At 36.7% G+C, this 23,879-nt stretch carries 30 protein-coding genes; 3 read left to right on the top strand and 27 right to left on the bottom strand.

Translation table 11 applies throughout. The features are described from left to right. Nucleotides 1–48: 48 nt before the first annotated feature. The 7 genes from ACX9YW_RS04025 to ACX9YW_RS03995 form a co-directional block, all read right to left on the bottom strand. On the bottom strand, nucleotides 49–585 hold the full coding sequence (locus tag ACX9YW_RS04025) for a spore maturation protein (RefSeq protein ID WP_460342098.1): 537 nt from the start codon (nucleotides 583–585) through the stop codon (nucleotides 49–51). Between the two features lie 5 nt (nucleotides 586–590). Further along, on the bottom strand, nucleotides 591–1,178 hold the full coding sequence (locus tag ACX9YW_RS04020; protein WP_460342096.1) for a nucleoside recognition domain-containing protein: 588 nt from the start codon (nucleotides 1,176–1,178) through the stop codon (nucleotides 591–593). Beyond that, complete coding sequence (locus tag ACX9YW_RS04015) at nucleotides 1,171–2,322, bottom strand: D-alanyl-D-alanine carboxypeptidase family protein (RefSeq protein WP_460342093.1); 1,152 nt, start codon at nucleotides 2,320–2,322, stop codon at nucleotides 1,171–1,173. The genes ACX9YW_RS04020 and ACX9YW_RS04015 overlap by 8 nt, the downstream gene beginning before the upstream one ends. A gap of 86 nt (nucleotides 2,323–2,408) precedes the next feature. Next, on the bottom strand, nucleotides 2,409–3,302 hold the full coding sequence (locus ACX9YW_RS04010; RefSeq protein ID WP_460342090.1) for a superoxide dismutase: 894 nt from the start codon (nucleotides 3,300–3,302) through the stop codon (nucleotides 2,409–2,411). Nucleotides 3,303–3,406: 104 nt separating this feature from the next. Further along, nucleotides 3,407–3,826: a hypothetical protein gene (locus tag ACX9YW_RS04005; protein ID WP_460342087.1), complete on the bottom strand. Its 420-nt coding sequence runs from the start codon at nucleotides 3,824–3,826 to the stop codon at nucleotides 3,407–3,409. Nucleotides 3,827–3,881: 55 nt separating this feature from the next. Beyond that, nucleotides 3,882–4,472, bottom strand: coding sequence for an SMC-Scp complex subunit ScpB (gene scpB / locus ACX9YW_RS04000; RefSeq protein ID WP_460342084.1), 591 nt, complete (start codon nucleotides 4,470–4,472; stop codon nucleotides 3,882–3,884). Then, the gene (locus ACX9YW_RS03995; protein ID WP_460342081.1) at nucleotides 4,459–5,226 is read right to left on the bottom strand and encodes a segregation/condensation protein A; all 768 of its coding nucleotides are present in this window, start codon (nucleotides 5,224–5,226) and stop codon (nucleotides 4,459–4,461) included. The genes scpB and ACX9YW_RS03995 overlap by 14 nt, the downstream gene beginning before the upstream one ends. Before the next feature lie 193 nt (nucleotides 5,227–5,419). Here ACX9YW_RS03995 and ACX9YW_RS03990 point away from each other — a divergent pair, with 193 nt between their 5' ends. Next, on the top strand, nucleotides 5,420–5,950 hold the full coding sequence (locus tag ACX9YW_RS03990; RefSeq protein WP_460342078.1) for a DUF309 domain-containing protein: 531 nt from the start codon (nucleotides 5,420–5,422) through the stop codon (nucleotides 5,948–5,950). A gap of 32 nt (nucleotides 5,951–5,982) precedes the next feature. Here the strand turns inward: ACX9YW_RS03990 and ACX9YW_RS03985 are convergent, their stop codons facing one another. The 19 genes from ACX9YW_RS03985 to ACX9YW_RS03895 all read right to left on the bottom strand — a co-directional run bounded on the left by ACX9YW_RS03985 (nucleotide 5,983) and on the right by ACX9YW_RS03895 (nucleotide 22,284). After that, complete coding sequence (locus tag ACX9YW_RS03985; RefSeq protein WP_460342074.1) at nucleotides 5,983–6,330, bottom strand: GNAT family N-acetyltransferase; 348 nt, start codon at nucleotides 6,328–6,330, stop codon at nucleotides 5,983–5,985. A 330-nt stretch (nucleotides 6,331–6,660) separates the two neighbouring features. After that, nucleotides 6,661–7,980 (bottom strand): diaminopimelate decarboxylase, encoded by a 1,320-nt coding sequence (gene lysA, locus ACX9YW_RS03980; RefSeq protein WP_460342071.1) that lies wholly within the window; start codon nucleotides 7,978–7,980, stop codon nucleotides 6,661–6,663. Nucleotides 7,981–8,129: 149 nt separating this feature from the next. Next, a complete protein-coding gene (locus ACX9YW_RS03975; RefSeq protein WP_460342068.1) occupies nucleotides 8,130–9,608 on the bottom strand; it encodes a spore germination protein in 1,479 nt (492 codons plus the stop codon). Further along, nucleotides 9,598–10,170, bottom strand: coding sequence for a stage V sporulation protein SpoVABEA (gene spoVAEA, locus ACX9YW_RS03970; protein WP_460342065.1), 573 nt, complete (start codon nucleotides 10,168–10,170; stop codon nucleotides 9,598–9,600). Before spoVAEA ends, ACX9YW_RS03975 begins: the two co-directional genes overlap by 11 nt. 33 nt (nucleotides 10,171–10,203) lie before the next feature. After that, complete coding sequence (locus ACX9YW_RS03965; protein ID WP_460342062.1) at nucleotides 10,204–10,626, bottom strand: stage V sporulation protein AB; 423 nt, start codon at nucleotides 10,624–10,626, stop codon at nucleotides 10,204–10,206. Then, nucleotides 10,616–11,236 carry a stage V sporulation protein AA gene (locus ACX9YW_RS03960; protein ID WP_460342059.1) on the bottom strand — a complete coding sequence of 207 codons (621 nt, stop codon included), beginning with the start codon at nucleotides 11,234–11,236 and terminating at the stop codon, nucleotides 10,616–10,618. The genes ACX9YW_RS03965 and ACX9YW_RS03960 overlap by 11 nt, the downstream gene beginning before the upstream one ends. Nucleotides 11,237–11,347: 111 nt before the next feature. Further along, nucleotides 11,348–12,106: an RNA polymerase sporulation sigma factor SigF gene (gene sigF, locus ACX9YW_RS03955; RefSeq protein ID WP_460342056.1), complete on the bottom strand. Its 759-nt coding sequence runs from the start codon at nucleotides 12,104–12,106 to the stop codon at nucleotides 11,348–11,350. 12 nt (nucleotides 12,107–12,118) lie between these two features. After that, the gene (gene spoIIAB, locus ACX9YW_RS03950) at nucleotides 12,119–12,559 is read right to left on the bottom strand and encodes an anti-sigma F factor (protein WP_460342053.1); all 441 of its coding nucleotides are present in this window, start codon (nucleotides 12,557–12,559) and stop codon (nucleotides 12,119–12,121) included. Beyond that, on the bottom strand, nucleotides 12,559–12,909 hold the full coding sequence (gene spoIIAA / locus ACX9YW_RS03945; protein WP_460342050.1) for an anti-sigma F factor antagonist: 351 nt from the start codon (nucleotides 12,907–12,909) through the stop codon (nucleotides 12,559–12,561). Before spoIIAA ends, spoIIAB begins: the two co-directional genes overlap by 1 nt. Before the next feature lie 133 nt (nucleotides 12,910–13,042). After that, complete coding sequence (locus ACX9YW_RS03940; RefSeq protein WP_460342353.1) at nucleotides 13,043–14,188, bottom strand: D-alanyl-D-alanine carboxypeptidase family protein; 1,146 nt, start codon at nucleotides 14,186–14,188, stop codon at nucleotides 13,043–13,045. Nucleotides 14,189–14,372: 184 nt separating this feature from the next. Further along, nucleotides 14,373–15,677: a pyrimidine-nucleoside phosphorylase gene (locus ACX9YW_RS03935; protein ID WP_460342047.1), complete on the bottom strand. Its 1,305-nt coding sequence runs from the start codon at nucleotides 15,675–15,677 to the stop codon at nucleotides 14,373–14,375. A gap of 39 nt (nucleotides 15,678–15,716) precedes the next feature. Beyond that, entirely contained in the window at nucleotides 15,717–16,538 is an 822-nt protein-coding gene (locus tag ACX9YW_RS03930; protein WP_460342044.1) for a purine-nucleoside phosphorylase, read from the bottom strand. An 18-nt stretch (nucleotides 16,539–16,556) separates the two neighbouring features. Beyond that, the gene (gene deoB / locus ACX9YW_RS03925; RefSeq protein ID WP_460342041.1) at nucleotides 16,557–17,741 is read right to left on the bottom strand and encodes a phosphopentomutase; all 1,185 of its coding nucleotides are present in this window, start codon (nucleotides 17,739–17,741) and stop codon (nucleotides 16,557–16,559) included. A gap of 195 nt (nucleotides 17,742–17,936) precedes the next feature. Continuing rightward, the gene (gene xerD / locus ACX9YW_RS03920; protein ID WP_460342350.1) at nucleotides 17,937–18,830 is read right to left on the bottom strand and encodes a site-specific tyrosine recombinase XerD; all 894 of its coding nucleotides are present in this window, start codon (nucleotides 18,828–18,830) and stop codon (nucleotides 17,937–17,939) included. 8 nt (nucleotides 18,831–18,838) lie between these two features. Beyond that, nucleotides 18,839–19,069 (bottom strand): YqzK family protein, encoded by a 231-nt coding sequence (locus tag ACX9YW_RS03915; protein WP_460342038.1) that lies wholly within the window; start codon nucleotides 19,067–19,069, stop codon nucleotides 18,839–18,841. Nucleotides 19,070–19,222: 153 nt separating this feature from the next. Then, nucleotides 19,223–19,693, bottom strand: coding sequence for a ferric iron uptake transcriptional regulator (fur, locus tag ACX9YW_RS03910; protein ID WP_460342036.1), 471 nt, complete (start codon nucleotides 19,691–19,693; stop codon nucleotides 19,223–19,225). 107 nt (nucleotides 19,694–19,800) lie between these two features. Further along, entirely contained in the window at nucleotides 19,801–20,451 is a 651-nt protein-coding gene (spoIIM, locus tag ACX9YW_RS03905) for a stage II sporulation protein M (protein WP_460342033.1), read from the bottom strand. Nucleotides 20,452–20,566: 115 nt separating this feature from the next. Continuing rightward, nucleotides 20,567–21,733, bottom strand: coding sequence for an endonuclease Q family protein (locus ACX9YW_RS03900; protein WP_460342030.1), 1,167 nt, complete (start codon nucleotides 21,731–21,733; stop codon nucleotides 20,567–20,569). 2 nt (nucleotides 21,734–21,735) lie between these two features. Further along, nucleotides 21,736–22,284, bottom strand: a complete 549-nt coding sequence (locus tag ACX9YW_RS03895; protein WP_460342028.1) for an NUDIX hydrolase — start codon at nucleotides 22,282–22,284, stop codon at nucleotides 21,736–21,738. A gap of 82 nt (nucleotides 22,285–22,366) precedes the next feature. On the opposite strand from ACX9YW_RS03895, the gene mciZ reads away from it, so the two are divergent. Both mciZ and ACX9YW_RS03885 read left to right on the top strand, forming a co-directional pair. Next, a complete protein-coding gene (mciZ, locus tag ACX9YW_RS03890; protein ID WP_460342025.1) occupies nucleotides 22,367–22,495 on the top strand; it encodes a Z-ring formation inhibitor MciZ in 129 nt (42 codons plus the stop codon). A gap of 71 nt (nucleotides 22,496–22,566) precedes the next feature. Further along, complete coding sequence (locus ACX9YW_RS03885) at nucleotides 22,567–23,490, top strand: aldo/keto reductase (protein WP_460342022.1); 924 nt, start codon at nucleotides 22,567–22,569, stop codon at nucleotides 23,488–23,490. A gap of 60 nt (nucleotides 23,491–23,550) precedes the next feature. On the opposite strand, the gene ACX9YW_RS03880 is transcribed toward ACX9YW_RS03885, so the two are convergent. Then, on the bottom strand, nucleotides 23,551–23,805 hold the full coding sequence (locus ACX9YW_RS03880; RefSeq protein WP_460342019.1) for a YqkE family protein: 255 nt from the start codon (nucleotides 23,803–23,805) through the stop codon (nucleotides 23,551–23,553). Nucleotides 23,806–23,879 lie beyond the last annotated feature (74 nt).

Genomic DNA, 23,879 nt, shown 5'->3' with positions numbered 1-23,879 from the left:
TTGAGAAAAACCAAAAGAACCCGCCATTAGTGGGTTCTTTATTAGTACTTATTTCGATCCAAAAAACAATGTCACGACAAAGATTGCCACGATTATTCCTACTAAATCAGCCCATAAACCAACCTTCAATGCATCTCCCATTTTCCGAATTCCAACAGCCCCAAAATAAACGGTTAATACATAAAATGTTGTGTCGGTACTACCTTGTAAAACGGAAGCTAGTCTTCCTAAAAATGAATCAGGTCCATGGGTAGCGATTAGATCGCTGGTCATTCCTAATGCTGCCGTACCCGATAATGGGCGAATGATTGCAAGTGGGACGATTTCCGGCGGAAACCCAATTGCAAGAAGGGTAGGACCAATCCAACTCATTAAATATTCTAATGCTCCAGAGGCACGAAAGATTGATATTGATACTAACATCCCTACTAGGAATGGTATAATGGATACCGCTATTTTTATTCCTTCTTTACCGCCTTCAACAAAGCTTTCATAAGTAGGGACTTTCTTATACGTTCCGTACACTAATATAAAGCCAATAATACAAGGGATAATCCATAATGAAATTGCTGATATTAGCTCCATACTAATCATCCTTTTCGGCTTCGGCGATAATAAAAATAGCGATCTATTAGGATAGCAGCAATCGCTGACAAAATCGTTGTTACAAGCGTGGGACCAACAATCTCTGTTGGTGAAACAGAATTATAATTCATTCTTATTGCGATAACAGTTGTAGGCACTAAGGTAACACTTGCCGTATTTAAAGCTAAAAACGTAACCATCGAGCGGCTTGCTTCCGTCTTTCCGCCATTTAACATCTTTAATTGCTCCATTGCCTTGATCCCTAAAGGAGTAGCAGCATTTCCAAGGCCAAACATATTCGCCATCATATTGGAGAGGATATACCCTAAAGCCGGATGGTCAGAAGGCACCTCTGGAAAAATTCGTTTAACGAAGGGCTTAAACAGTTTTGCGAGTTTTTTCAAAAGTCCTGAATCTTCAGCAATTCTCATCATTCCAAGCCAAAAGACTAATACACTAATAAGTCCAATACATAACGTAACAGCTTCCTTAGCCCCTCTAAAAATGGCTTCATTAACCTCATTCATCGTTCCGTTTACAGCTGCAAAAATTAACCCTATTAATGTTAAACCTACCCAAATGTAATTAACCATCGGAACTCCCCACAGTTAAGAACGATACAAAAATAGTTTTTATTAGGTTTAACAGGCTACTCGTTTCTTTTTGCTCCTGCTGTTCAGGTTTGTAAAAAACCGGTATTTCTTCAATGGGTTTATAATCTAGGTAAATCACTGCTTTACCAACAATTTCTTCGTGTGAAATATCCGCTAATTTTGATGGTTTCAATAGTGTATATTTTACAGAAATTAAATCTTTCTCTTTATTAGTAACTGGATAAGAGAATGATCGGTTAAAGTAAATTCGGTTTTTATAGGCCTTATCTTTTATTTTAAGTATAGCTCCCTTTGAAACCACCTCAATGAGATCATAAGTTTGAAAGCCAAACTCGAACATTGATATATGGTCATTCCAATCGTCAGGTGCATTTAGGGTAACAGATATTAATTCCATATCACCTTTTTTGGCTGTTGAGACGAGAGTTCTATTCGCCCTTTTTGTAAAACCTGTTTTGCCGCCTGTACTATACTTATATTTGGTTAACATCCGATTTTTATTTCTCCAAACCCTATCCCACTTCTCATTTGGATTTGGAGCCTTATAAACCTTAGTTCCCGATATCACGCGATACGTTTCATTTTGCATCGCATATCTAGTTAAGAGAGCCATATCATAGGCTGTTGAATAATGATTTTCATAATTATCCAACCCGTGTGGATTGGCAAAATGGGTATTTGCCATGCCTATTTCCTGGGCTTTTAGATTCATTAGATAGACAAATCCGTCTAGACTTCCACCTACATATTCTGCTATTGCCTCTGCAGTATCATTTCCGGACCTTAACATGAGTCCATAGACAAGATGCTCTAGCTTGATTTTTTCATTTGGTTTTAAATATACAGAAGATCCTTCCGCCCTTGTTGCTTTATCACTAACCGTAACAGTATTCTCAAGTTTACCAGACTCTATTGCTAGTATAGCGGTCATAATCTTCGTAATACTTGCGATTCTTCTTTTTTCATGGGCCCCTTTTTCAAATAAAACACGCCCAGATTCTTGGTCCATAAGCACAGCTGCACTTGCACTAACAGAAACACCAGAAGCTTTTGTTTCCGAATTTGGTAGAAATGCGATTATGATTGCAAGAATAATGATCCATAACCTTCTAAAACGTTCCATGTAGTTATAAGTCCCCTTCTCTAGCGTTTGTACAAGTTTATGCTGGACAAAGAGTCTTATGACTATTAATTGGTTCTGAGTCTAATCTATAATGGGTTCCATTTTAAATTTTGGGCCTTTTCAAATCGCTCCTCAGCATCCTCCCAATTAACAATATTCCACCAGTTTTTCACATAATCTGCCCGTTCATTTTTGTATTGTAAGTAATAGGCATGCTCCCAAACATCAAGGACGAGTAACGGGATCGTATCCCACTGCGTTAATAGCATATGTCGTTCAGATTGGAGGATTTCTAAGTGATGTGACCTAGGTGACCATACCAGGATTGCCCAACCTACACCCTCTACCTGTTTTGCTGCTTCAGTAAATTGTTTTTGGAAGTTTTCAAAACTACCAAAATATAGATTAATTTCCTTCAAAAGACTCCTCGATGGTTTCCCACCACCATTAGGTGACAGATTATTCCAAAAAATCGTGTGTAAGTAATGTCCAGAACCATGAAAGGCCAGTTCCCTTGACCAATGTTTAATTAGAGAAAAATCATTTTTCGCTCTTGCCTCAACAAGCATTAATTCTGCTCTATTCAATCCCTCGACGTAGGAACGATGATGTTTATCATGATGCAAGCGCATGATTTCTTCGGAGATATACGGTTCAAGTGCTGTATAGGGATATGGTAGAGCTGGGAGCTTATGTTTTCCTGGCCGAACAAAGCTTTGTTTCGGCATCCAAATTGCACCTAAATCCTGCCTTTGTTCCATGTATTCCTCTACCTCTTGTTGCAAGCTTTCTGCCATTTTTTGAATAGTTATGATTCCTTCTTGGTCAATCGAACCATTTACCGTTTGAATCAACTCTGTAAATCGGTCTAAGTGTTGCCAAACATGGGATTCTTCAGCAATTGTCTCTGATTGGAGAAATGATTTCATATCCTCATTCCAGTCTAATACGTCCTCTACATACTTCTTAAACTTATTCATTCTATCCCTCTTTCCACTCTTATGTCACCATCAACATCATATGAATGGTAGCCCAAAGTGGTCATAAAAAAATGAGCAGTTCTTATGAACCGCTCACCCTCCCCCTAGTTTGGCTGGATAATAAAATGAATTGGAGATTTAATTTCAACCTGTTGATTTCGCGTTAAATCACTTAGTAATTGCTTCACTTTATCAAAATCTATGTCCTGAAAATAATATTGAAACTCCTTTTCCGTATTAATGTAAAGTCGTTTACGATGGCGTAGTCCTGGATTTTTCAATAAACAAATAAGGGCCATAAAATCGCGTATATAAAAATCATTTCCATTTACTTGGAAAACTGGATTAACCTCAAAGGGAGTTAATCTTTTATAGTTTTCCTCATAATATCGAACAAATAAAATATGAAGATTTTTTTGGACACCATCTTCAACATATGTAATTTCACTTCGATTAAAATAATCTTCGGAAGTATTTGGTTTTTCTTTTACAAGTTCATATCCCTTACATTCTTTAATAATCACAGTAAAGACCCTCCAAATATAATAGTAACTCTATCTTATCATAAAAATAATCCGCTTATCTGTTAGATTCCAACGATTCTTGAAATTTTTCAAAAAATAAGTCGGCTTCTTCTTGCTCAAAATCCTCATCTAATTTTTCAGGTAAAGGAGGGAGATCTTCGAGATTTTTCAATCCGAAACAATCTAAAAATTCCTTTGTAGTTCCGTATAAGTAAGCTCTTCCCGTTCCTTCAGACCTACCAACTTCCTTTATTAACGCTCTAGCAACCAAAGTTTGAATTGGTCTTTCAGATTTCACACCACGAATCTCTTCAATTTCTATCCGGGTTATTGGCTGTTTATAAGCGATAATGGCCAAGGTCTCTAATGCTGCCTGCGATAAACTTGTCTGGCTAGGTGTTTCTACTAATTTTTTTAAATATGGAGCATTTTCCTTTTTGGTGGCCAACTGGTAGGTCCCAGCTAATTGAACAATCGAAATTCCTCGATTTGGCTTTTCCAATTCTATAAATAATTCCTCAATAATTTCCTTTGCAAAGTGCTCTTCTATTCCTAGCACACTAGATAATTGTTTTAAGGACAGCCCCTCGTCACCTGCTGCAAACAGGAGACTCTCAACTATACTTGTCCAATTAATGATTTCCAACTAATTCTACTCCTTCCAAAGTCATTACAAAAATCTCTGAAAAATTTCCTTCCTGCTCGATTTGAATTTCACGACGCTTCATTAACTCCAATATTGCTAAGAAGCTGACGACAATATGTTCCTTATTAGAAACGGGGAAGAGGTCCGAAAAGCTTTTTCGGCCTTTAAACCTTTTTAATTCCCCTAATATTTCGTTCATCCGTTTTTCAATCGAAACTTCTTGCCTAGTAATTTTTGTGTTGAGTGGCTTTTGTAATTTTTTTCGCCTCATGAGCTTTTGTAGAGCACCTAACATATCGTAGATACTTACATTTCCATCGAACTTTGTCTGTTGAACTTCTTTTGAAAGCTCTGATAAATCACTAGGAGGTTTCGAAAAGATTAAATTTCGTTCCTCTTCCAGATTCTTTAAGTCCAATGCCGCTTCTTTATATTTTCTGTATTCAACCAACCTTCCGACCAACTCATCGCGTGGGTCTTCTTCAAAGGTAAACTCTAGTTCAGATTCATCCTGGATTTCCTCATACTTCGGAAGGAGCATTTTACTTTTTATCGCGAGCAAAGTTGCAGCCATGACTAAATATTCACTTGCGATATCTAATTGTAATTCTTTCATCGTATGAATATATAATAAATATTGCTCAGTAATAACCGCTACAGGAATATCGTAAATATCGATTTCTAAGCGGTGAATTAAATGTAGCAATAAATCCAAAGGTCCTTCGAAGGTATCTAATTTCACTTGATAATGCATATTTTTCACCAAAATTTCTATTAGTTAATCAGCATTTTCTCTTGCTGCCATCATTACTTTTAATAAATCTATTTTACTTAAAAATCTTTCCCTCGTATAGTGGTGTAAAAGTTAAAACATTAGCCATAGTGATTTCATTCATGTAAACTAATGAGAAATAACATGAATCTAATATTATAAAGGGGGGAATCGGTTGATTCCAATAGCTTTTATCAAATATTTGTATCACTTTCATGTAGACCGAGATTACTTTGAATGCCATGAGATTCTTGAGGAATTTTGGAAGAAAGAAACGGACCAACAAAAAAATTCAGTTTGGGTTGGTTTTATTCTTTTAGCTGTAGCAAATTATCATCACAGAAGGAATAATTTGTCAGGTGCATCTAGAACTTTACAAAAAGCTCTTACTATTTTTATGAATCAAAGAAGGGAAGTTGAGACCCTTGGATTCAAGGTGATTGATTTTTATGAACTGCTTGAAAATCACCTAAAGAGACTAAAGGAAAACAAAGATTATCAAAGTTATTCTTTACCAATTAAGATTAACAAAAATCAACTAGAAAAATGTTTTTCTGAGAGGGAAATTGCCAACATGAATTGGGGGCAAAAAAGTGATCTTTCCAACATTGAAATCATTCATCGACATGCTCTAAGAGATCGTTCAGATGTTATTGCAGAGCGAAAAAAAGCACTTTTGGAACGAAATAAAAATAAACCCGAATAATGACTAAATTTATTCGGGTTTTGGTTATTTTATTAACAATTATTGCACTTATTAATAAACGATTCAGTTAGTTCATTTTTAAGAATTGATTTATCAGGATACAATTCCTTTATCGCATAAACCATTTTCTTACCAATTCCTTGATTTCGATGAGAAGGATTGACAGAAATATGCTGAATCTCGTAGGAATTTTCGTTCAGTAGAGTTACCCCTATCAATCCTATGATATCCTCTTCTTTCCATAAAAACAGCTGCCATGAATCATCCATTTCATAATTCTTCATGGACTGTTGCAGTTTTTTTAGATCCTTTTCATTTGGCATAAAGGATAAAAGTCCCATAGCGATTTTCTCAAATGTTTTTTTGTAACGAATTAGCATATAGATCCCTCATTAATTTAAATAGACAAACAAGTTTCTTTCTACTAATGTATTAGTTTCTCCAACTTAATGTACAACTAAACATTTTTGATATTATATGTATTGGAACAATGTTTGTTGCATATATCTAAAAGTTATCATATTACATAAACGTAAAGACTTCAATCATGTTATTTCGACGGGAGGATAAAAACTGCGTAAATAACACCCCAAATAATTGCTATAAGCAATAGAATGATAAACACAATCCAATTATTTTGTCTCACTATTACCATCTCCCTTCCAAGATATCAACGAAAAAGGTTAACCCAAGGTTAACCTTTTCCTTCATTATAAGGTTACATGCGCTTTTAAAGGTACATCAAGACGAATTAAATCATCAAAGGATTCACGCTTTACTACAAGCTGCGCGACACCGTTTTCAACAAATACCACTGGAGGTCGTGGGATGCGATTATAATTATTTGCCATTGAATATCCGTAGGCACCGGTACAAAATACGGCTAAAATTTCATCATTTTCTACCTTTGGTAAAGGAAGATCCCAAATTAACATATCGCCAGACTCACAACATTTTCCGGCAATTGATACTTTTTCCTCAATTATATCAAGTGGGCGGTTAGCAAGTACCGCTTCATATTTAGCCTGATAAAGGGCAGGACGAATATTATCACTCATTCCCCCATCAACTGCAACATATTTCCGGACATTAGGGACATCTTTTTGTGATCCGATTTTATATAGGGTTGTTCCAGCATCTCCAACAAGCGAGCGTCCTGGTTCAATCCAAATTTCCGGTAGTTCCATATTGAATTTTTCAACTTGGCTTTTAACCTCGGTAATAATTTCCTCTACATATCTTGAAGCAGGAATAGGTTCATCCTCATTCGTGTAACGAATTCCAAAGCCACCACCTAAGTTTAATACGGTTGGGGTGTATCCTAATTCTACATGCCACATATTTAACTTTTCAAATATTTTTCTTGCCGCGAGGATGAACCCCGTTGTTTCAAATATTTGTGAACCAATATGACAATGAACACCTAATACTTCAATCTTATCAGATGTTAATGCTAGTTTTAATGCTTGTTCAGCCTGTCCATTTTGTAAATCAAAGCCAAATTTAGAATCTTCTTGGCCTGTTAAAATATAATCATGGGTATGGGCCTCAATCCCAGGTGTGACCCGTAATAATATTTTCGTTTTTACATTTTTTTGCTCACACAATTGTATTAATCTGTATAACTCTAAAAAATTGTCTACCACAATACAACCGATTTGGAAATCTATGGCCATTTCTAATTCTTCCATACTTTTATTATTGCCATGAAAATGAATTTTTTCCGGAGGGAACTTTGCTGCGATGGCTGTATATAATTCCCCACCTGAAACAACATCTAGAGATAAACCCTCTTCGTTTACTAGCTGCACCATTGCAACCGTTGAAAATGCTTTACTGGCATACGCAACCTGAGCATTTATGCCAAACTTTTCAAACGTTTTTTTAAAGCCTCGGGCTCGTTCACGGATTAACGCTACATCATATACGTACAAGGGTGTTCCAAACGTGTCGACTAATTCAATCGTATCGACACCACCGATTTCCAAATGTCCTTTATTATTGACTGCTGCGGTGCCATAAAAATGCATTACTTTCCCTCGTTTCTATTTGGCCATATTTTTTAATAAATAAATAGACAGAATCTCTAAAAGAAACTGTCTATAATCAAATTTCAGTATAAAATTTAATTTTAAAAAGACTTTAACACATGTCCAATTAATTCGCAACTCTAAATTTCCTAATTACTTGGTTGACGATAGCGATTCCTTGCATGTGTAATACTAGGACGAATTTTGGAGCCAGGAACAGAATTTCGGACGAGTATTTTCAGAAATGCATTTGGGCTAAATGGTAAAAACGGCCAAAAATATGGAATATTTAAGGAACGTACGCTTGATAAAAATAAAATATAGAGGGTTACACCAATTATAAAACCAGGCACCTTCAATACCGCCACTAATGCTAAAAGAATCAACCTGGCAATCTTGTTTGCAATCCCTAATTCATAGCTCGGGGTCATAAAGGATCCGATCCCTGCTACAGCTACATATAAGATAACCTCAGGTACGAATAATCCAACATCGATTGCAATTTGTCCAATCAATACGGCTGCAATTAATCCCATTGCGGTGGATAATGATGTTGGTGTATGAACAGCAGCCATTCTTAAAAACTCAATACCAAAGTCTGCGATAAATAATTGGACAATAATCGGGATATTCGTTTTCTTACTAGGACCGATAAACTCTAGCTGTTCAGGTAGAAGCTGAGGTTCTAACACGAATAAATACCATAACGGTAGAAAAAAAATAGAACAAAAAATACCTATAAAGCGAACCCACCTTACAAAAGTCCCCACGGTTGGTGATTGACGATATTCTTCCGCATGTTGGACATGATGGAAGAAAGTTGTAGGAGTGATCATCACACTCGGGGATGTATCAACAAATATAACAACATGCCCTTCTAAAATATGTGCCGCGACTACATCTGGACGTTCTGAATATCTTACAAGTGGGAAAGGATTGTAGCCTTGTTTAACTAAAAATTCTTCCACCGTTTTATCACCCATCGTTAATCCATCTGTTTCAATCGCTTTTAGTTCCTTTTTGATTACTTCAACTAAATCCGGGTCAGCGACATCCTCAATATAACCTATGGCAATATCCGTTTTAGACCGTTCCCCTACTTTCATAATTTCAAAGCGCAGTTTTTCATCGCGAATTCTTCTTCTTGTTAGGGCAGTATTGATGATAATATTTTCTGTGTATCCATCCCTTGCTCCTCTAACTACCTTTTCCGTATCCGGCTCTTCAGGATTTCTTCCAGGATAACTTCTTACATCAACGACGAGTCCTTCTGGTACTCCTTCTACGACAACAACTATTAAACCGCATAGAACTTGGTCTACTAATTCATCAACGGTCTTAATCTTACTTACCGACTGATGAACAAGCCGATTTTCAACGATTGAAAATAAATTGGTTGACAATTTTTCATGATCATTTATTTCTACTAATTCTTCTAATATTTCAATGATAAATGCCGTATCACATAGTCCATTTACATAATAAACATGGACATCCTTTCTCAATACCTTTAACTTTCTTAAACCTAAATCAAAACTTTTATTTAATCCTATCCGATTTTCCATATATTGTTCTAAATAATCGAGGGATTCAGGTATCGGCTTCTTCGATTTAGTTTTACCTGCCATTGTAGCCACTCCTTTCTAAAATAAGTTCAATTGCTTTTTTAGTGATAGGAGAACCTTTTTCCAACAAATCTTGTTTTGCCATCTTACCAATATCGCCAATCCCAACTATAATAGGAACGTTTAATTCATCTAAACAATAGACGGTATCGCCATTTATCCTACCAATTTCTATATCAGGTAAACCATACTTATCAACACCATATGGAGTTAGATTTCCTTCACGATCAATGCATACATCTACTTTTGTCCATTCTCTATGATGAGTATTGGAAGCTACTGCAAGAATTCCCAAGACATTGATATCCCGATGGTTAGCTACATGTTTCAATGCATTTTCACCTGAACCTTCCCCCATATAACCACTGTCATCGAACATGACTAACACAGGATCATTTTTTGCTCTTTTAATTAAGCGAACGATTTCCGGACCAGTAAGGGTTGTCGGATTTCCATGTGACATCGTGATGCATCTTCCGCCAATTTCACTAGCTATTTTTTCAATTGTTCGCCTTGCATAGTCATCGCCATCCGTAATTAATATCACTTGTCTCTGTTTCTCCATATAAGGATTCCTTTCGGTAAATTGACTATTCTTTTATAATCGAACAAAATAAATCCAGTGAAACAAGGATCCGAAAATTTTTCCCAGCACAAGCGCCATTAATAAAATGGTAATTTTCCCATCCACACCAACTCTTTTAGCTAATATCGGCAAAACATTTAATACTTCCGTTAAAGCAGCAGCCACCATGCCATAAAAAATACCACCCGCTAAACCAATAAAAATTAATGAATATGATGACAGATACAAATAGACATCTTCTAAACTAACAATTGCGCCTGCCAGCGCACCCAACACAACGGCCCATTCATACCAATGAATCATTTTCATGGTTTTACTAAGCTGCGTCAGCCTAGGTATCACCCCTAATACGGTAAGAAATGCTACATACCCCGTTCCAACCGCTAAACCTGCGGCAAAACCTAAAAATATCGCAAATAATATACTAACGATCATCGATTTTTTTCATACTTTCTTTATTTTCATGCATAATCACATACTGATCGAGATTTTGCTGGTAATTAAACATTTCAACTTCCAGTGGACTTGGCTCTTCATTTAGACGTTTCTTAAAAATGTGATTGAAGAATAAAATCATACCAAGCCCCAATCCAATCGAATATGGGATTTGAAAGATTAGTGGATGGGGGTTAAACCGGCCAGTAATAATTTGATAAATGTGTTGGTGAACCTGTTTCATACTGACATCCTCGTGAAAATTCATTAGAGCAATAGCAGCACCAAAGAAAAGCAGAAGCCATATTAAAATAAATAGAGGAATCGAAACTCCTTTTTTCTTATATGCTACTTCAATAATTGTTTGGTTGGGGCCAATGATTTGGATATCGGTTTTTGGATAAAGAGCCGTAATATGTTGTATAATCCTCATTACATCAATGACTATGATATTATTGTCTTGTTTGGTGATTTTGTGTATGGGAATGTCCACAAGTTTTTGATAGTAATCATCATCGGTTATGACTAGGGCAAGATCCTTTAACTTTACTGTGATTTCCGGATTCACTATTACACGATGTCTCAGGCGAATGTAAACTGTTTTTTCCAAAACAATCACTTCCCACACATTGATTTCCTTGTATAAAGTATTATTTGTAAAGGACATATTTTTCATGAAGACCAAAATATGGAACAAATTATCAAAAAAAACCGTATGGATTTACAAATCCATACGGTCTTTCATTTGTTGCAGTATTTTTTTTTCAAGTCGGGATACTTGGACTTGGGATATGCCTAATCTTGAAGCGACTTCTGATTGTGTTTGGTCCTTATAATAACGTAAATATACAATTAGTCGTTCACGTTCATCAAGCTCACGAATAGCTTCTTTTAAGGCGATTTTGTCAAACCACTTCCCCTCATTCCCATCATCAATTTGATCGAGTAATGTGATGGGATCTCCATCATTTTCATATACTGTTTCATGAATGGAAGTAGGTGTTCGACTTGCCTCTTGAGCAAGTATAATATCCTCAGGCGATAACTCTAGATATTCAGATAACTCTGAAACAGTTGGGATGCGCCCCAATGTTTTTGATAACTCATCTTTTGCCTTGCGGATTTTATTCCCCATTTCTTTAAGAGAACGACTCACCTTTACTGTACCATCATCGCGAATAAAACGTTGTATTTCTCCAATAATCATCGGGACTGCATAAGTAGAGAATTTTACGTCATAAGATAGGTCAAATTTATCAACTGATTTAAGCAATCCAATGCATCCGATTTGGAATAAATCATCAGGTTCATAGCCTCGATTAATAAACCGTTGAACCACCGACCAGACTAGCCGCATATTTTTTTGAACAATCATGTCTCTTGCTTCTTGGTCACCGTCTTGACTTTTCTTAATTAATTCTTTTACCTCATGGTCCTTTAAGTAATTTATCGTTTTTTCGTTTTTGACCTCCACATCCATTGGCAAGTCTCCTTAGTTACATAGCATTTTGCTGTTTAATAAATGCTTTCTTAATCTGATTTCGGTTCCTCGTCCCGGTTGTGAAAAGACTTCCACCTCATCCATGAAATTTTCCATTATCGTAAAGCCCATTCCGGATCTTTCCAGGTCAGGTTTTGTTGTGAATAATGGCTGCATCGCTTCCTCTACATCTACGATTCCAATACCTTCATCTTTAATCATTAAATCTATCGTTCCGCCTTCAATCTTAACTTCAATATAAACAGTACCTGAAGGGTCGTTATCATACCCATGAATAATGGAATTGGTCACTGCTTCAGAAACGACAGTCTTAATTTCCGTAAGTTCATCCATTGTTGGGTCTAGTTGCGCAACGAATGCAGCAACGGTGACGCGGGCAAAAGATTCATTTTGACTCAGTGCACTAAATTGAAGTCGCATCTCATTTTTCATTACGCCACCCCCAAACTCTGTAAGGCAAATTCTTCTGTCGGCTCAAGACGAATAATCTTAAATAGACCAGACATATCAAACAGCCTTGAAATAGCAGGGGAAATGGCGCAAACCACCATTTCACCATGATTTTGTTTTATCTGTTTATATCGCCCAAGAATAACTCCTAATCCAGAGCTATCCATAAAAGATAGATGTTCCAAATTTAATAGAATATGACGAATTTGATGTTTTTCAATTGCATTTGTAGCGAGTTCGCGTAAGTCCTCAGCAGTATGATGATCTAGTTCTCCGCTCAAGCGAATGCATAGAACATCATTTTTTACTTCTAAGTCAATGTTAAGACTCACTATCCTCAGCCTCCTTCATCTGGTATAGTGAGTCAAATTCGCCTTTTATCATGCTTTTTCCTTCTATCAGACAAAACTAGTGTTGATTCGTCAAAAGAAGAAAAAGATTTCATCTTTTCGACATTAGTCTTAATTAACTTGATTTTGTAAACATACTAAAGGAACGTTTAAATAGTTTCCACCAGTTGGCTTCTTTTACATCTTCATTAGCAACTAACGGGCTTTTTGATAAGGTTTTTCCATCCCTTACCAGTTTTATCGTACCAACTGTATCACCCTTAGAGATAGGTGCTTTCAAATTTTTCATTATATTAATTTCTTTTTTTACTTTATCGATGCTTTCGCCTTTTTTGGTTAGAAGTGAAATGGATTCACTTGTAACAGCATTGATCGATTTTTTGTCGCCTTTACTGATAACAACTTTTCCTAAAGTGTGACCTTTTTTGTACATCGGGTGTGTTTGGTATTGGCTAAATGCAAAATCTAATAATTTTGTTACCTGGGCATTTCTTACCTTTGACGTTGGTGCACCAAATACTACAGCAATCACTCTCATGCCATTCTTCTCTGCTGTAGCCGTTAAACAATACATCGCTTCTCTTGTAAATCCTGTTTTTAATCCATCTACACCTGGGTAAAAACGGACAAGCTTATTAGTATTGACAAGCCAAAATTTATTATCGGTATTTTCTCTTAAGTACGATTCATATTGGCCTGTAAACTTTGTTATTCCTTCATACTTTAATAATTCCTTTGCCATCATTGCCATATCATAGGCTGTACTATAATGATCACTTGCTGGAAGGCCTGTTGTATTCTGGAATTTAGTATTTTTTAATCCGAGGTCTTTCACTTTTTTATTCATCATTTCCACAAATGCTTCTTCTGACCCAGCAATGCGCTCAGCTAAGGCAACCGATGCATCATTTGCTGACCCGATTGCAATTCCACTGAGTAATTGACTAGTTGTCATTTCTTCACCAGGTTCTAGAAAAATTTGTGACCCCCCCATCGAGGCTGCATATTCGCTAGTTCGAATTTTTTCATCTAGCTTTAATCTACCTTCATCGATGGCTTCCATAATTAACAACATTGTCATGATTTTTGTCATACTAGCAGGTGGTAATTTTTCATGACTATTTTTATCATACATAACAGTTCCAGTGTCTCGTTCAATTAAAATCGCTGAAGCCACTTCATTGACTAATTCTGTTTTCGTGGTTTCTTGGGCTGAAACGACTTGGCTTAGTAATGATAGCGTTAAAATAAAGATTAACATTATTGAAATATATCGGTACATGTCCATAACCCTCCTATTGTTTATATGCTACATTTTTTCCAAATTAAACATCTTTATACAAATATTTCTAAAAAGGGACAAAAAAATGCCTTAGGAAAAATCCTAAGGCATTTTTTGTCTAGCTCCAGTCCTGTCGTGCGCTAAATAGGTGCTTCGGCTATTCTTATTCTGTTATTTCTTCATAAATGAGAGTTGGTGCTTGTGTTGGTTCAGAAGAAATGATGATATTTTCGTAAAGCTTTTGTTTTACTTCTTCAATTTTTTCAAAGTTACTATAAATAGTAACGATTGATTCACCTTTTTTCACTTGATCACCAATTTTTTTACGGAGCATTAATCCAACTGCTAAGTCAATGGCAGATTCTTTTGTTGCTCTACCAGCTCCAAGCAACATGGCAGCTGTTCCAATTTCATCTGCTACCATTTCTTTGACGTAACCATCCGCTTGCGCTTCTAGTTCGAAAATATACTTGGCTTGAGGTAGATTTTCTGGATGATCTACTACACTTGCATCGCCACCCTGTGAAGCTAAAAATAATTTAAATGTATTAAGGGCCGAACCGTCTTTGATTGCCTTTTCTAACAACTCTCTTGCTTCTTGAAGGGAATTTGCTTTTTTCGCTAAATATACCATATGACTGCCTAAAGTTAGGCAAAGCTCGGTTAAATCTTCTGGACCTTCGCCTTTTAATGTATCAATCGCTTCTTTCACTTCAAGGGCATTTCCTATTGCATATCCTAAAGGCTGGCTCATATCAGAGATAATTGCCATCGTTCTTCGGTCAACATTATTTCCAATTCGCACCATTGCTTTAGCCAGTTCTCTTGAATCATCAAGAGTTTTCATAAAAGCACCAGCACCCGTCTTCACATCAAGCACAATGGCATCAGCACCAGCAGCAATTTTTTTGCTCATAATCGAGCTTGCGATCATCGGAATGCTATCAACTGTCGCTGTCACATCTCTTAAAGCATATAGTTTCTTATCGGCTGGGGTTAAGTTACCACTTTGACCGATAACGGCAATCTTATTTTTATTGACTAAATCTATAAATTCTTGATTTTCAATTTCGACATGAAAACCACTTACTGATTCTAATTTGTCAATCGTTCCACCGGTATGACCTAATCCCCGACCTGACATTTTCGCAACAGGCACACCAACCGCTGCAACAAGAGGCCCTAAGCAAAGTGTCGTTGTATCACCAACACCACCTGTTGAATGCTTATCAACCTTAATCCCTTGGATTTGCGAAAGATCAATTTGATCACCTGAGTAAACCATCGCCATGGTTAAATCCGCTGTTTCTCTTTCCGTCATACCATTAAAAAATACAGCCATCGAAAAAGCACTTACTTGATAATCAGGTATGGACCCATCTGTGTACCCTTTAATAATAAATTGGATTTCTTCTGTTGTTAATTCTTCATGATTACGCTTCTTCTCGATTAAATCTACCATTCTCATTGGAATCACCACATTTTCGTCATATTATGGTTTGGCTGTCTATACACCAAATTGCTTAATTAATTCTTTCACATATTTAAGAAAGTTTGCCTTAACTTTCTCGGTTGTTTCAATTACTTCTTCATGATTTAATGGTTGGTCCAGGATTCCCGCTGCCATATTGGAAATACAAGAGATGCCCATTACCTTCATCCCCGCATGGCGTGCAACAATCACCTCCGGAACAGTTGACATTCCTACAGCATCCCCACCTAAAGCACGAATCATCCTTACCTCTGCTGGTGTTTCATAGGAAGGGCCGGTATTTCCTACATAAACACCTTCTCTAATAGAAATACTCAGTTGCCCGGCAATTTCTTTAGCTAAAGAGCGTAATTCCTTATTGTATGCCTCTGACATATCCGGAAATCTAACGCCTAAAAGAGAATCATTTGGGCCAATTAGCGGGTTTGTACCCATATTGTTAATATGGTCCGTTATAATCATTAAATCTCCTGGTTCAAAAGATTCATTTACTCCACCTGCCGCATTGGTGACGATTAATATTTCAACACCTAGCTCCTTCATTACCCGCACCGGAAACGTCACTCTTTCAAAGCTATAGCCTTCATAATAATGAAATCTTCCCTGCATTGCCACAACTTCGACATCTTGAATTGCCCCAAATACTAACTGTCCGGCATGACCTTCTACAGTTGATACAGGAAAATCAGGAATCTCATTGTAAGGAATTTTTACAGGATTTATAATTTCTTCAGCAAGAACCCCTAGTCCTGAGCCAAGGATTAATCCGATTTTAGGTGTTTTCGAATATTTATCTTTTAAAAATTGGGCCGCATTCTGGATTTTTTCAAAATTCATCTCTGTGCTCCTTAAAAATTATTTTATTTCGTTTAGGAAACTTTTCCCATAGTTTGGCATTTTCACACCGAAATTTTCAGCTACCGTTGCTCCGATATCAGCAAACATTTCACGGACTGGCAGTTCTTTTCCTTCTGACATTTTTTTCGAATAAACAAGTAGGGGAACATACTCTCTTGTATGATCTGTTCCGGGATGAACTGGGTCATTTCCATGATCGGCTGTAATGATTAACAAATCCTCTTCCTGCATTTTAGCAAATACTTCCGGAAGTCTTGCATCATATTCTTCTAAAGCCTTTCCATACCCAATAGGATCACGACGATGGCCAAAAAGGGCATCAAAATCAACTAAGTTCAAGAAGCTTAAACCAGTAAAATTCATATCTAACGTTTGAACTAGTTTATCCATCCCATCCATATTGGACACTGTTCTTAACGATTGTGTAACTCCTTCCCCATCAAAAATATCAGAGATTTTCCCTATAGCAATCACATCAAATCCAGAATCCTTCAGTTCGCTCATTACTGTTCGATCGAATGGCTTTAATGCATAATCATGACGATTAGCCGTCCGTTTAAAATTTCCTGGTTGTCCAATGAATGGTCTTGCGATGATGCGGCCGACCATATATTTTTCATCCAGTGTAAGTTCTCTTGCAATTTGACAAATCTTATATTGCTCTTCTATCGGAATAATTTCTTCATGAGCAGCAATTTGTAGGACAGAGTCAGCTGAAGTATAAACAATGAGGGCACCCGTTTTCATGTGCTGTTCTCCAAGTTCATCTAATATTTCCGTCCCACTAGCAGGCTTATTGCCGATTACTTTTCTACCTGTTCTAGACTCGAGCTCGGAGATTAGTTCTTCTGGGAATCCATCAGGAAATACACGGAAAGGAGTTTGAATATTCAAACCCATGATTTCCCAATGTCCGGTCATCGTATCCTTTCCATTCGATGCTTCTTGCATTTTTGAATAATAAGCTAACGGTCTTTCAGCTTTCTCAATACCCTGAATTTCGCGAATATTGCTAAGCCCTAGTTTTCCCATATTTGGCATCTTTAGGCCATTCATTTTTTCTGCAATATGGCCAAATGTATCGGATCCCTTATCACCAAATTTTTCTGCATCAGGCGCTTCTCCAATACCAACCGAGTCCATTACGATAAGAAAAATACGTTTATATGTATGCTTTTCCATATAATACCTCCTCGTATAATTAAAATTTATTTCTCAAACCATCTAAACATAATATTCCCCCAATTTTGGGATTATCATCTTTGTTTTCATAAATGTCAGAAGTCTGACATCTTTTATTTTACTAAATGTGTTGGAAATTACAAGAAAAATAGCTGTCCAAATTAAGACAGCTTTGTGACAATTCTATGAATCTATTTATGCTCTTGGATGAAACTTAGTATAGACCTCTTTTAGGCGAGTTTTAGTAACGTGCGTATAGATTTGTGTCGTAGAAATATCTGCATGCCCCAGCATCTCTTGAACAGCTCGTAAATCAGCACCATTTTCCAATAAATGAGTGGCAAATGAATGTCTTAATGTATGCGGGGTCAGTTCCTTTTGAATTCCCGCTTCCACGACTAACTTTTTTAATATCTTCCAAAACCCTTGTCTAGTCAAACGTTTTCCATGATGGTTTAAAAATAAGGCATCTTCCCTATGTTTACTTGACAAAAACTTATATCTCGATTTTTCTAGGTAATCCCTTATGACATTTTGGGCTGTCGAACCAATTGGGATGATTCTTTCTTTATTTCCTTTTCCGATGCAACGAACAAATCCCATGGTTAGGTGGACGTCACCGCTATTGAGACCAATTAACTCGCTTACCCGCATTCCTGTCGCATATAACAGTTCTAACATTGCTTTATCACGATATCCATAATGGTTGATTAATTTTGGAGACTCAAGTAGTAATTCTACCTCTTCCATTGAAAGAACCTTTGGTAGTGATTTTTCTAACTGAGGAGTTTCGATATGTACGGAAGGGTCATGTTCAGCAATTTTTTCCCTGATTAAAAATTGGTGAAAGGCACGGATCGAAGCAGTATGCCTTGCTAATGTTTTCGCTGATTTCCCATTTTCCTTTAAATATTTTAAAAAGTGAACAATTTGAGCTCTTTTTACTTCATTTAAATCATTCATTTGTTCAACATTTTTTAAATAAAGCAGGTAGCTATTTAAATCTCTTTTATATGAAATGATTGTATTATCAGCCAATCCTTTTTCAACGATTAAAAAATGAAGGAAATCCTTCAAATGATCCTCTATCATTTCTCTTACTCCCCATTTAAGTAAAACAAGATTAACCGATCGACGATAGACATGTCGTCGTTGCTCTCTATGGTAGTGGATGCCTTAATGGCAGCACCATTTGGTTCATCATATCGGTGATAATCTTGATACTCTTGATTTACCCAAATGATACCATAATAAAAAAGAATTGTGCATCCTGTAAATATCAGAAACACCTTAATCGTTTGTAAGATTGTTTTAAAAAATGAGCTCATTTCGTCTGCCCCCATCGATTTAAGCATTACTTGTTTAAGTCTCTAGTACAAGGTATGCCAAAATAGGGTGATTTTATACCCTTAAAGGCTAGTTCATTGAGGTTTCATAGAGATTTCTTTTAAGCATAATAAAAAGGCCCTATAAAAGGCCTACTATATCGTTTCTTCTGTTGGCTTTTCTTGTGGTTTGTCCTGACAACGATGGCAGATTCCATGGAATGTTAAACGATGATCTTTAATAATAAATTTCCAATCCCGCTCTACTATCGCCTCAACGTCTTCAAGCAAATCATCCTGAATTTCGTCCACAGCGCCACATTCTATACAAACAAGGTGGTGATGGAAATGGGCTGCTCCTTCTTGACGCAAGTCATATCGAGAAACTCCATCACCAAAATTTATTTTATCGACAATTTTAAGCTCAGTGAGTAATTCTAACGTCCGATATACAGTTGCTAAACCAATTTCAGGAGACTTATCTTTCACGAGGAGGTATACATCTTCCGCACTTAAATGATCCTCTTCATTTTCCAACAACACACGCACAGTTGCTTCTCGTTGTGGAGTGAGCTTATAACTGGATGAGTGCAAATGTTTCTTTATTCTTTCAATTCTACTTTCCAAATGTCCGTCCCTCCCTCGCACTGTCATTCTCATTATAACAGTATAGAAGGAGCATTTCAAAATAAAATTATTATAAATAACTGATTATATTTAATATCATTTAATAATTAATTTAAAATGATAATCGTGTTTATAACTGACTTCATAAATACTGGTGATAAGTATGCCTCAATTGCCGCTGCAGCAATAATACAGATAATTGCAATAAGAAAAGTCCCTATATAATTTTTAAACAGTGGCAAAAACGGTTGTCCGTACTTTTTTAAAAATTGGCGCTGAATCATTTTTAGGGAGAACATCACAGCTACTGATGCCGTTATAATAAATACCGGAATGATAATAAAATTTTGCGGAAGTATAGAGACAAATGCCAAAAAGAAACCGTCCCAACCCATTTGATTGACTAAAAATCCGACTGTAAAGCCAATGACCATCCCTTTCATAAACAATAGAACAAGAATAACCGGTAAACCAATAATGGATATTCCTAATATCCACATGAGTCCTATGAATTTAAGATTGTGCAAAAAACTTTGCCTAAAAAGATCTGATTGTTCAGCCAGCTTCCCACTTTCCATTTGTCCAAAAAATTGATTTAAATAATAAAATAAATCTTCCTTTTGCGCAAAACTTAAGCTATTTACAATGACCGCACCAAAAATAACCCCCATCATAAATAACACTATTACAAATAAATACAAAGAGGAGTTCTCTCGCATATATCCTGCCGCAACACTCTGGTACATTTTCTTCCTCATATCAAGCACAACCTCCCACGAAACTCATTACTAAATACTATGCTTGTCCTAAAACAGTATGACAAAAAATAAAAGACTATAACGCTTTAAAGCGTTATAGTCTTTTGTTGTATTGTTATTGGTCGGCGATTTTTCCGTATTTTCCGCCTCCGCCGGCTTGGAGTTGAAGTTTGCCATGACGGGCCTTCCAGATGAGTTCGGCGATTGTATCTGGTACGACCGTTTTTAGTGCCTCTAGTGGAACTTGGTGGAGAATCGCCATTTCCGTTCCAAAGTGGTCCAAAAGCTTATTGAGCATCTTTGGACCAAGACCTGGAATAAATTCCAGGGGGACCTGGTGAACATAAGGTGGCCGCTTTCTTGGACTTTCTACTGAAGAATGCAGCTCCCTAATTCTGTCTGCAACACCCTTCGTAAATTTCGTTTCTCCGCATTCAGGACAAGCTTCTATATCTAAATCAATTGGTTGAAAACAATTCGCACAAGCTGTTTTATGATACTTCCCCAGATAAGGGTCTAGTCCATAATTAGCCACTATCCTTCTACCATCTATCTCTTTTAAAGCTTTCTCTAATTCTTTAAACGATGGCTCCACCAATTCAAGTACTTGATATTCTCGGGCAATTTTAGCGAGTGAATGGGCATCCGAGTTAGAAATATAAGTATAATGATGAAGCTCGCCAATTTCATCGGCCATCATTGTGTTGGAGCTAAGACCTAATTCAATAGCATCTATTAATTTTGGATCAAATACCTCCGTCAAACTTCTCACAACCCCTTTACCATATAGGCTTTTGAACGGGGTAAAAACATGTGCCGGAATAAATAGTCCACCTAATTCCTTTACTTTGTTTTGGAGTTCCTTACCAGAAACATAAATCCGTTGTGAGCTAAGCTGTATATTTTTCAGATGATTTGACAACCAAATAGAAAAGTTTTTCGTAACTGCGATGGTCGGAAAAAAACAAAGAACATGAATCGGACCGTGACAATGTTCATCATAGATTTCCAACTCAGATCCAGGAATGATTGTTAAGTCCCCAAATAAAATCCCACCATCCGGATGCTCCGTAAGCACTCCTTCTGATTGTAATTCCTCCATTTCAATAATCACTTCTGGTGAATGACTATCAATAATTCCAATCATATTTAATCCTTTTTCATTACGCGCATGATGAATAATGTTAGTGAATGTTAACGATTTTGCACCGGTTATTTTCACCGCTTTACCTGAGCGCGTTCGACCGATATGTATATGTAAATCCACATAATAGTTTTGCATGGTTATTTTAGTCCCTCTTTTAATTCAAGGTATTGAACCGCATAGGCTGTTTTCGCATCATAGATTCTTTTCTCTAAAATAGATTGTTTCGCTTCAGAGAGCGAAAGTTCTATTATGTTAACAAACTCATCCTCGTCAAGTCCTGCTGCATCTACCTTTTTAGATAAGCCTGTAGCCAGATACAAATGGACAATTTCATCCGCAAAACCTGGCGAAGTATAAAAAGATATCAGCCATTTGAGATTTTCACAAACATAACCTGTTTCTTCTTCAAGTTCTCTTCTAGCAGAATCTTGTGGATTTTCTCCTTTTTCCAATTTTCCAGCGGGAATTTCCACCAATGTTCGTTCAAGCGCTTTCCGATATTGCTCTACCATTACAATTTTCCCATCATTGGTAATTGGTATAACCGCAACTGCTCCAGGATGCTTAATAATTTCACGTTTAGAAGTTTTGCCATTAGGCAGTTCGACTTCATCTACCTGCAAACTAATGATCCGACCGGTAAAAATTTGTTCAGATTTAACTGTTTTTTCCTCTAAATGATTCATCTTGGACCACTCCTGTTCTAATCCAATGTGACATGCTCATACATTTTACCATACTTATCTTAGAGAGGTAGAGTGGAAGCAAATGAAAGTGTATGTATCTGAAAAACGAGTCATAATGGTTGGTAAAGCCTGGGAAATCAAACAAAAACTAACGGAATACTCACGTCATTTTAAGACAGTTAAAGAATGGTTAGATACAAAGAATAAATAGTTTCTTTAGTTGGTTAATTATCTTTCTTTTTCGTAAAATGATATTTATAGCAACAGAGTAGGAGGGAACAAATGCAAAGGCGAAAATTAGGTACTTCGGATTTACTTGTAAGCGAATTGGCCTTAGGCTGTATGTCACTAGGGACGGATGAACGTCAGGCACATCGTGTGATTGAGGCAGCATTGGAAGAAGGTATTAATTATTTTGATACAGCTGATTTATACGACTTTGGTGAAAATGAGCGAATTGTCGGCACAGCTCTTAAACCGGTCCGTGATAAAGTGTTTATTGCCACTAAGGTAGGAAACCGCTGGAATGAGGGGAAGGATGGTTGGAGCTGGGACCCTTCAAAGTCCTATATCAAGGAACAGATTAAAAGTAGCTTAAAAAGGCTGAATACGGATTATCTTGACTTGTATCAGCTGCATGGTGGAACCATTAAGGATCCAATGGATGAAACGATTGAAGCTTTTGAAGAACTCCAAACAGAGGGTTTGATTAGGTACTATGGAATTTCTTCGATTCGTCCAAACGTGATCAGGGAATATGCGAAACGTTCAAATATTGTTTCAGTGATGATGCAGTATAGCCTTCTTGATCGCCGTCCAGAGGAAACGGCACTTTCACTTTTAGAAGAGCATGATATTAGTATTGTCTGTCGCGGATCAATAGCAAAAGGGTTACTTTCCGAGAAAAATTGGGATACGTTCTCAGATTCGATTAAAACAAAGGGGTATTTAGACTATTCAGCTGACGAATTAAAGGAACTAATCAACACTTTAAAGCATAGAATTGCCAATGGGCGTACGATGACAGAGATTGCTACTCAGTATTGTCTAGCTAATCCCGCTGTCGCTGCAGTTGTCGTTGGAGTTAGTACGCCTGAACAAGTGAAAATGAATGCTAGCGCAGTACGCTCTAGTCGTTTATCTGATGAGGAAATCCATTTTCTTCAGGAATTAACTAAAAAGCAGGTTTATCAAGAACATCGCTAAATCAAAATTAAGTCAGTTCCCAACTTCGGGGACTGACCTAATTTTTCTCTTCCCTGCTTATTATTTAAACTTTCTCCAGTCAGTCGAGCTTTCGTTTAACAGTTCCTCAAAAGATTTATTTTTTTCTTTTAATCTTCTTTCCTCGCGTTTTCGCGCCTCTTCCTCTTGAATCTTCTTTTCCTCTGCAGCCTTTAGTTCATTTTGCTTATCTTTTAACTGTTTCATTAAATCTTGATTAATAAAATCTCCAAGAGTTATTGCCGCCTCATCTTTCTTAGCTGTTGCCTTAACTGGGTGTTGTTGACGTTTTTTCATACTTGTCCCCTCTTTTTCTTTTGGAAATATTATATCATGGTTTTATTAAAGGAAAATAACTTCAGTTTCCAAGT

It is taken from the genome of Pseudoneobacillus rhizolycopersici (assembly GCF_054786815.1).
Note: the sequence above shows the minus strand (reverse complement) of the source record. Positions and strands in the feature narration are given on the sequence as shown.

Coding starts and splice junctions, on each gene's coding strand:
- ACX9YW_RS04020 (WP_460342096.1), bottom strand. CDS start 1,178: ATGGTTAATTACATTTGGGTAGGTTTAACATTAATAGGGTTAATTTTT.
- ACX9YW_RS03935 (WP_460342047.1), bottom strand. CDS start 15,677: ATGAGAATGGTAGATTTAATCGAGAAGAAGCGTAATCATGAAGAATTA.
- ACX9YW_RS03995 (WP_460342081.1), bottom strand. CDS start 5,226: ATGCATTATCAAGTGAAATTAGATACCTTCGAAGGACCTTTGGATTTA.
- spoIIAB (WP_460342053.1), bottom strand. CDS start 12,559: ATGAAAAATGAGATGCGACTTCAATTTAGTGCACTGAGTCAAAATGAA.
- ACX9YW_RS03900 (WP_460342030.1), bottom strand. CDS start 21,733: ATGCAAAACTATTATGTGGATTTACATATACATATCGGTCGAACGCGC.
- spoIIM (WP_460342033.1), bottom strand. CDS start 20,451: ATGAGGAAGAAAATGTACCAGAGTGTTGCGGCAGGATATATGCGAGAG.
- ACX9YW_RS04025 (WP_460342098.1), bottom strand. CDS start 585: ATGGAGCTAATATCAGCAATTTCATTATGGATTATCCCTTGTATTATT.
- ACX9YW_RS03915 (WP_460342038.1), bottom strand. CDS start 19,069: ATGAGCTCATTTTTTAAAACAATCTTACAAACGATTAAGGTGTTTCTG.
- ACX9YW_RS03885 (WP_460342022.1), top strand. CDS start 22,567: ATGCAAAGGCGAAAATTAGGTACTTCGGATTTACTTGTAAGCGAATTG.
- mciZ (WP_460342025.1), top strand. CDS start 22,367: ATGAAAGTGTATGTATCTGAAAAACGAGTCATAATGGTTGGTAAAGCC.
- ACX9YW_RS04015 (WP_460342093.1), bottom strand. CDS start 2,322: ATGGAACGTTTTAGAAGGTTATGGATCATTATTCTTGCAATCATAATC.
- sigF (WP_460342056.1), bottom strand. CDS start 12,106: ATGGATGTGGAGGTCAAAAACGAAAAAACGATAAATTACTTAAAGGAC.
- ACX9YW_RS03965 (WP_460342062.1), bottom strand. CDS start 10,626: ATGATCGTTAGTATATTATTTGCGATATTTTTAGGTTTTGCCGCAGGT.
- lysA (WP_460342071.1), bottom strand. CDS start 7,980: ATGCATTTTTATGGCACCGCAGCAGTCAATAATAAAGGACATTTGGAA.
- ACX9YW_RS04010 (WP_460342090.1), bottom strand. CDS start 3,302: ATGAATAAGTTTAAGAAGTATGTAGAGGACGTATTAGACTGGAATGAG.
- ACX9YW_RS03895 (WP_460342028.1), bottom strand. CDS start 22,284: ATGAATCATTTAGAGGAAAAAACAGTTAAATCTGAACAAATTTTTACC.
- deoB (WP_460342041.1), bottom strand. CDS start 17,741: ATGGAAAAGCATACATATAAACGTATTTTTCTTATCGTAATGGACTCG.
- ACX9YW_RS03930 (WP_460342044.1), bottom strand. CDS start 16,538: ATGAATTTTGAAAAAATCCAGAATGCGGCCCAATTTTTAAAAGATAAA.
- ACX9YW_RS03940 (WP_460342353.1), bottom strand. CDS start 14,188: ATGTTAATCTTTATTTTAACGCTATCATTACTAAGCCAAGTCGTTTCA.
- ACX9YW_RS03985 (WP_460342074.1), bottom strand. CDS start 6,330: ATGCTAATTCGTTACAAAAAAACATTTGAGAAAATCGCTATGGGACTT.
- ACX9YW_RS03975 (WP_460342068.1), bottom strand. CDS start 9,608: ATGGCAGGTAAAACTAAATCGAAGAAGCCGATACCTGAATCCCTCGAT.
- ACX9YW_RS03880 (WP_460342019.1), bottom strand. CDS start 23,805: ATGAAAAAACGTCAACAACACCCAGTTAAGGCAACAGCTAAGAAAGAT.
- spoVAEA (WP_460342065.1), bottom strand. CDS start 10,170: ATGGAGAAACAGAGACAAGTGATATTAATTACGGATGGCGATGACTAT.